The following is a 6,609-nucleotide window of genomic DNA, read 5'->3' on the forward strand; positions in this document are numbered from 1 at the left end:
CCCCCACCCCGCCGCCCGCGCGCAGCGGCGTGGGCGCGGCGCGCGCGGGCGGCGGGGTGGGGGCGGCGATGGGCTCCGGATCCACCGGCGGCATGAAGCCGACGACGGTCTTCTCCTCCGGTTCGTCCAGGCTGCCCAGCATGTCCAGCGAGTCGTCGTTGTCCGGGCCCAGCGAGTCGAGCGCGGAGATCTCCTCCAGGCCGGACGGGGACTCCATCTCCTCCGGCGGCGCGACGACGGGCTCCTCTTCCGTGCCCGTCACGGGCTCGGACATGTCGCTGAAGGCGTCGTCGAGCATGTCCAGGTCTTCCCCGGCCACCGCGGGCTCCTCGCCCGTGTCGACGGCGATCTCCTCCGAGCCGAAGTCCGTCGCGGGCTCCTCGCCCAGCGAGTCCAGCGTGAGGCTCTCGTCCACCACCTCGTCACTCGCGGGCGGCTCCGGGAAGCCGATGACGCCGCCCACGCGGTCGATGAGGACGTCCGTGTCCACCGGCTTCGCCACGTACTCGTCCGCGCGCGCCTTCAGCTTGCTGTGCGCCGCGAAGCCGTCCGGGCTGCCGATGATGACGATGGGCACCGTCTTCAGCTCGTCGTCCTTCTTCAGCTTGCCGCAGATGAGGTAGCCGTTCTGTCCCGCGGACAGGTCCACCGCCAGCACCACGAGGTCCGGACGCTCACGGCGGATCAGCTCCACGCTGCCCTTGCCGTCGCCCGTCGTCTGCGCGGAGAAGCCTCGCGACTCCATGGCCTGCTGCAGGGTGGTGGCGAGGGTGGCGTCGCTTTCGACGATCAGGATTCGCTTGGACATGAAGGGACGGCCATCCTGGGGGTGCGGCGCGCGGTGTGTCACCGCGTGAGACAGCAGCGGCGGCGCGCGAGAGTAAAGACGCCGTCGAGGCTATCGGCCATGCATGGGACCGTCAATCTTCACACCGGGCGCAACGCCCGGTATTCAGTTGAGCAGCCGACCACCCGAGCCCCCGGTTTCCGAGGGCTTCAGGGCTGTAGCGAGACAGGCTGCACGCTCACCGCGGGCTTCACCTGCGCGGGGCGCACGAGCCCGTTCGAGCGGTGCTCCTGATCCCGCAGCATCTGCAGGATGGCGGCGTCGTCCAGATCCGTCACCAGCTCGTAGGTGACGTCCTGATCACGCCACGTCACCACGTTGTACGCCTGGCTCGAGTCCACGGCGACGTTCTCCACCGTGGGGCCCTCGTCCTTGATCACCCGCTGACCCGTGGCCGGATACACGAACACGCCGATGTTGCGCTTGGGCTCGTTGGTGAGGCGGGGCTGCGTCTCGTAGCTGACGTAGACGACTTCCTGGCCGTTGAGCGTGGAGAAGCGCGCGCCCACGGGCCGCGCCTGCTGCAGGCGGGGCAGGGTGATGCGGTGCTCCACCTTGTCGTTGAACCACGCTTCGATCTGCTCCGGCGTGCCCGCGACGAACTCCAGGGGCCGCTGGCGCGTGTGGCGCTGCACGGCCTCCAGGATGGTGGCCTTCTGCGCCTTGCCGGACTGGTACATCATCCAGCCGCCGCTCACCGTCACGACCACCAGGGCCATGGCCCCGGCGCGCAGCCACTGGCCCACCTGCGCGCGGCGGTGCTCGCGGTGCAGGCCGGACTGGATGCCCGCGCGCAGTGAGGCCGGCGCGCGCGTGCCCTGCGTAGAGATGGAGTGCTTCGCCGCGCGGCGAAGCGTCTGACGAAGCTGCATCTCCTCGTCCACCCGCGCGACACACGCGGAGCAGCCTTCGAGATGCGACTCCACGTCGTGGCGTTCCTCGGGCTGGAATTCGCCGTCGAGGTACGGATACAGCAACCGCTCGAGTTCCTGGCAGGTCATGGGCGCTCGATGAGGTGGGCGGAGGGAAGCAACGCCCCTCCAACCTCTTTCTAGCCTGCCTTCTTCCGGCGCCTGAACTCTTCCAGATCCGCCGGGGCCGCCTGAACCGGCTCCCCGTCGTGCCGGAATACGCCCTGGCCTTCCGCGTACTCGCGCAGCGTCTTCTGCAGCAGCTTGCGGCCACGGAAGAGGCGGCTCATCACCGTGCCCACGGGGCACTCCAGGATCTCCGCGATCTCCTTGTAGGAGAACTCCTGGAGGTCCGCGAGGATGACCACCAGCCGGAAGTCGATGGGCAGCGAGTCGATGGCGCGCAGCACGTCGTCCGACAAGAGCCGGTCGAAGAAGTACTGCTCCGGGTTGGCCGCGAAGTCCGTCGCGTCCCGGCTCACGAAGCGCTCATGCACCGCCTCGCGCTCCACGCCCTCCACCACCGTGCGCTCCTTCACCTTGCGGCGGTAGCGGTTGATGAAGGTGTTCGTGAGGATCTTGAAGAGCCAGGCCTTGATGTTGGTCCCGCGCTCGAACTTGTCGAAGAAGCGGTAGGCCCGCATGCAGGTGTCCTGCACCAGGTCCTCGGCGTCACGCTCGTTCTTGGTCAACCGGAGCGCCGCTGAATACAGCGGGTCCAGGTGTGCCAGCGCCAGCTCTTCGAATTCCTGCTTCGTCCGGTTGGGTTGCCTGAAGTCCAGCATCATGCTCCCGCCTTCCAGGGGCCCGAAATGATTGGGGAATGCGTCGCCTGCCTAACGGTCAATCTATGCACCGGAACAGACGGGTCAACAACGCTTTCCCCTGCCGCGCCGCCCGCATGCCCGCTTCTGGAGTGCGGAGACGTCCGGCGGGATCATTTATTCCACAGGGTGGGAACTTGACGGGACACCCGTCCAACCGTCCCCTCCAGGCAACCGGCCAGCACAGGGCTGGCCGGCTGTGGAGCAGGCAACCGCTACATCACTTCTTGCCGCCGAGTGCGTCCATCAGGGGGACGTAGTCGTACCCCATGTCCTTGGCGACGGCCTCGTAGGTGATGTGGCCGTTGTAGGTGTTGATGGCGCGCTGGAGGGCGCGGTCGGACTTGATGGCCTCCACCAGGCCCAGGTCCGCGATCTTCCGCGAGTAGGGGCGGGTGGTGTTGGTGAGCGCGAAGGTGGACGTCTGGGGCACCGCGCCGGGCATGTTCGCCACGCAGTAGTGGACGACGTCGCTCACGGTGAAGGTGGGGTTGTCGTGCGTGGTGGGCTTGCAGGTCTCGATGCAGCCGCCCTGGTCCACCGCCACGTCGACGACGACGGAGCCGGGCTCCATCTCGCCAATCAGCTCACGCGACACCAGCTTCGGGGCCTTGCCGCCGGGGATGAGCACCGCGCCGACGACGAGGTCCGACTCGCGCACGGTGCGCGCGATGGACTCCGTGTCGGATGCCAGCGTCTGCGCGTGGCCGAGGAACACGTCGTCCAGGTAGGTGAGGCGCTCCAGGTTCACGTCCAGGATGGTCACTTCCGCGCCCATGCCGACGGCGACCTTGGCGGCGCACAGGCCCACCACGCCACCGCCGATGACGGCCACGCGACCGCGACGCACGCCGGGCACGCCGCCCAGCAGGATGCCCTTGCCACCGTGGGCCTTCTCCAGGCACGCGGCGCCCACCTGGATGGCCATCTTGCCGGCCACCTCGGACATGGGCTTGAGCAGCGGGAGGCTGCCGTCGTCCAGCTGGAGCGTCTCGTAGGCGACCGCCGTGACCTTCTTCTTGATGAGGGTCTTGGTGAGCTCCGGATCCACGCCGGCCAGGTGGAAGTACGTGTAGACGATCTGCCCGGGCTGCATGCGCTCGTACTCCGGCGCGATGGGCTCCTTCACCTTCACGATCATCTCCGCGCGCTTCCACACCTCATCCGCGGTGGTGATGATCTGCGCGCCGACGCGCTGGTACTCCGAATCCGGGATGCCGGAGCCGACGCCAGCGTTCGTCTCGACCAGCACCGTGTGCCCCGCGATGGTGAGCGCGCGCACGCCCGCAGGCACCATGCCAACACGGTACTCGCGGGTTTTGATCTCCTTGGGGACTCCGACGATCACGACTGCCTCCGACGAATGGGGGACTGCCTGGAAAACGTGGCGGACCCATAGACCAGGGCATGAGCGCTTTCAAGGCGCGCACGGGCGAGGGAAGGGGCCACGCGTGATGGGCCTCATTCATCCACCCATATGACGCGAGGCGTTGGACGCAGGGCGGCCCACCCGTGTTAGTTAACAGCGCATGACGCACGCGCCGAAACTGCTCTTCGCCGACCCCAAGGGCCGGGTCATGGAGCATCCCTACCTCATCGCCACCCTGCGCAGCGGCGAGGAGCTGGTGCCCCCGCAGGACAAGCCCATCGCCCTGCCAGCGACCGGGCGCCTGGTGCACCTGCCTGGTCGGCTGCCCGTGGGACTCAACCCGGACTCCGGTGAGCTGGAGCTGGTGCGCGAGATGAAGATGGGCGGAAAGACCTTCGTGCCCAATGCCGTGGGCGCGCTGCTGCCGCCGGGCTACACGCGCACGTTCCTGCCCGGGGAGGTGAAGGGCAGCGGACCCATCCTGCCGCAGTGGGCGTACACGGCGGCGGCGTGGGGGGAGAAGGGGCCGCTCGCGTGGGCCATCCACACCGACCGGCGCTCGCACTGGGAGCCGGAGGCGTACTCCACGCCGGAGCTGAAGGGCCTGGTCACGGCGCACATGGGGCGCTTCCCGGACAGCCGCGTGCTCAAGCAGCTGAAGACGTGCGCGCTGCTGTACCGGTGCTTCACGTCGCAGAACATCTTCTATGCGCGCGACGAGGGCGCCATCCCCGCGTCGGTGATGTGCAACGCGCGCTGCGTGGGCTGCATCTCGGATCAGCCCGCGGACGGCCCGCCGGCCTCGCACGAGCGCATGGATGACGGCCCCTCCGCGGAGGAGATGGCGGCCATTGGCCTGTACCACCTGGAGCACGCGCCGGGCCGCACCATGGTGAGCTTCGGCCAGGGCTGCGAGGGCGAGCCGCTCACGCGCTGGAAGTTCATCGCGGAGTCCATCCGCCTGATGCGCGCGAAGACGGACAAGGGCTCCATCAACATCAACACCAACGCCAGCCTCACGCACGGGCTCAAGGCCCTGCTGGACGCGGGGCTGGACGCCGTGCGCGTGTCGCTCAACTCCGCGTCCAAGGGGCTCTACGAGGCCTACTACAAGCCGGTGAAGTACGGCTGGGAGGACGTGGAGGCGTCCATCGCGCTGGCGCGCGAGCGGGGCGCGTACCTGGCGCTCAACCTGCTCCTGTTCCCCGGCGTCACCGACCGCGAGGGCGAGGTGCGGGCGCTGGAGGACCTGGTGCGCAAGTACCGCGTGGATCAGGTGCAGACGCGCTCGCTGTGCATTGATCCGCTCCAGTACCTGGAGGTCGCGCGCGGCGTGGGCGCGGGCGGCGAGCCGGTGGGCATCCGCACGTTGCTCCAGCGGCTGAAGGCGGCGCGGCCGGGGCTCATCATCGGCAACTTCGCGCGAGGCCTGGACGAGCGGGAGAACGCCGCGGGCTCACCGGAGGTTTGACCGTCCGGGAGGGAAGGGCTACGCAGGGCGGCATGTCCGCTTCCTCCTTCCGTTCCGCGTTCCGCCTCGCCGTCTTCTGTCTCTCCTCCGGCGCCGTCCTCGGTGCGTGCAGCAAGGCGCCCGAGGAGCCGGAGTTCGACCACGGCCTGAAGAAGCCGCTCGTGCGCAAGCTGCGCGAGGAGCTGACGGAGACGCCGTGCGACAAGGCGAAGGCGCAGCAGCTGGCGCAGCTGCTGCTGGACACCGGAGACATGAAGGGCCTCACCCGCGTGACGGACACGTTCGGTGAGAAGTGCGGCCCCAACATCGTCCTGCTCCAGCTGGCGTACACGGCGAACGCGCGCGCCGGGGAGAAGGAGCTGGCGCTGAAGGCCGCCACCGCGCTGGTGACGGCGCAGCCGGACAACGCGAGCTATCGCGTGTGGCGCGGCCTCTCGCTGGAGGCGCTGGGGCGGACCGAGGAGACCGCGGCGGAGCTGCAGAAGGCCTTTGATCTTCAGCCCGGCCAGCGCCCCATCCTCAACGCGCTGGTGAAGTCCTACGACGCGCTGGGCAAGTCCTGCGAGGCGCTGGCCGCGTACCAGCGCTTCGTGGAGAACGCGAAGCCCTCCGAGGCGAAGTCCGCGGAAGTGCAGGAGCAGTTGCAGGAGCGGGCCGCCAAGACGAGCTGCCCGGCCCAGGAGACCGCGGCGACGCCCGACGCGTCCGTGACGCCCGAGGCGGCGGCGAAGCCCTGAAGCGCGCGGCGACTACTCGGCGCCAGGGGGCATCAGCTCCTTGGCGACGAGGTTGCCCATCACGGCGTCCTTGGGGATGTAGCCGTCGGCGCCGGCCTCGCGGCAGATGCGCTGGAGCTCCTCGACGTTCTCGCCGGAGCACAGCAGCACCTTGATGCCCTTGAAGAGGCTGTTGCTCTTGATGAAGCGGCAGAACTGTTCGCCGTTCACGTTGGGCATGCGCACGTCCAGCAGCACCAGGTCCGGGCGCGTCTGCTTCTTCAGGATGATCTTCGTGGCCTTGTCAGCGGTGTCCGCGACGTGGACCTCGAAGCCCTTGGACACCAGGTCCGCTTCGATGATCCGCGCGGTCATCTCACTGTCGTCCACGATGAGGATGCGCGGCTTGCGCCCCCCGGCGGCCATCGGGGCCTTGGGGAGTCCGCCGGGGGGCGCAAGCCGCGCATCCTC

At 68.7% G+C, this 6,609-nt stretch carries 7 protein-coding genes; 2 read left to right on the top strand and 5 right to left on the bottom strand.

Annotated elements, in window-relative coordinates; genetic code table 11:
- The 4 genes from D7Y15_RS41470 to ald form a co-directional block, all read right to left on the bottom strand.
- A partial coding sequence (locus D7Y15_RS41470; RefSeq protein WP_148713011.1) for a PleD family two-component system response regulator occupies nt 1-808 on the bottom strand: 808 nt, incomplete at its 3' end.
- Between the two features lie 188 nt (nt 809-996).
- On the bottom strand, nt 997-1,848 hold the full coding sequence (locus D7Y15_RS41475; protein ID WP_120575531.1) for an anti-sigma factor: 852 nt from the start codon (nt 1,846-1,848) through the stop codon (nt 997-999).
- A 50-nt stretch (nt 1,849-1,898) separates the two neighbouring features.
- Entirely contained in the window at nt 1,899-2,543 is a 645-nt protein-coding gene (locus D7Y15_RS41480; RefSeq protein WP_120563274.1) for a sigma-70 family RNA polymerase sigma factor, read from the bottom strand.
- Nucleotides 2,544-2,802: 259 nt separating this feature from the next.
- A complete protein-coding gene (ald, locus tag D7Y15_RS41485) occupies nt 2,803-3,930 on the bottom strand; it encodes an alanine dehydrogenase (protein ID WP_120575530.1) in 1,128 nt (375 codons plus the stop codon).
- 181 nt (nt 3,931-4,111) lie between these two features.
- Between ald and D7Y15_RS41490 the strand changes: the two genes are divergently transcribed.
- Nucleotides 4,112-5,422: a radical SAM protein gene (locus tag D7Y15_RS41490; RefSeq protein ID WP_120575529.1), complete on the top strand. Its 1,311-nt coding sequence runs from the start codon at nt 4,112-4,114 to the stop codon at nt 5,420-5,422.
- Nucleotides 5,423-5,454: 32 nt separating this feature from the next.
- Entirely contained in the window at nt 5,455-6,159 is a 705-nt protein-coding gene (locus D7Y15_RS41495) for a hypothetical protein (protein ID WP_120575528.1), read from the top strand.
- A gap of 12 nt (nt 6,160-6,171) precedes the next feature.
- Here the strand turns inward: D7Y15_RS41495 and D7Y15_RS41500 are convergent.
- On the bottom strand, nt 6,172-6,609 hold a 438-nt coding region (locus D7Y15_RS41500), incomplete at its 5' end, for a PleD family two-component system response regulator (RefSeq protein WP_148713012.1).

Source organism: Corallococcus sp. AB030 (assembly GCF_003668965.1).
Lineage (GTDB): Bacteria > Myxococcota > Myxococcia > Myxococcales > Myxococcaceae > Corallococcus > Corallococcus exiguus.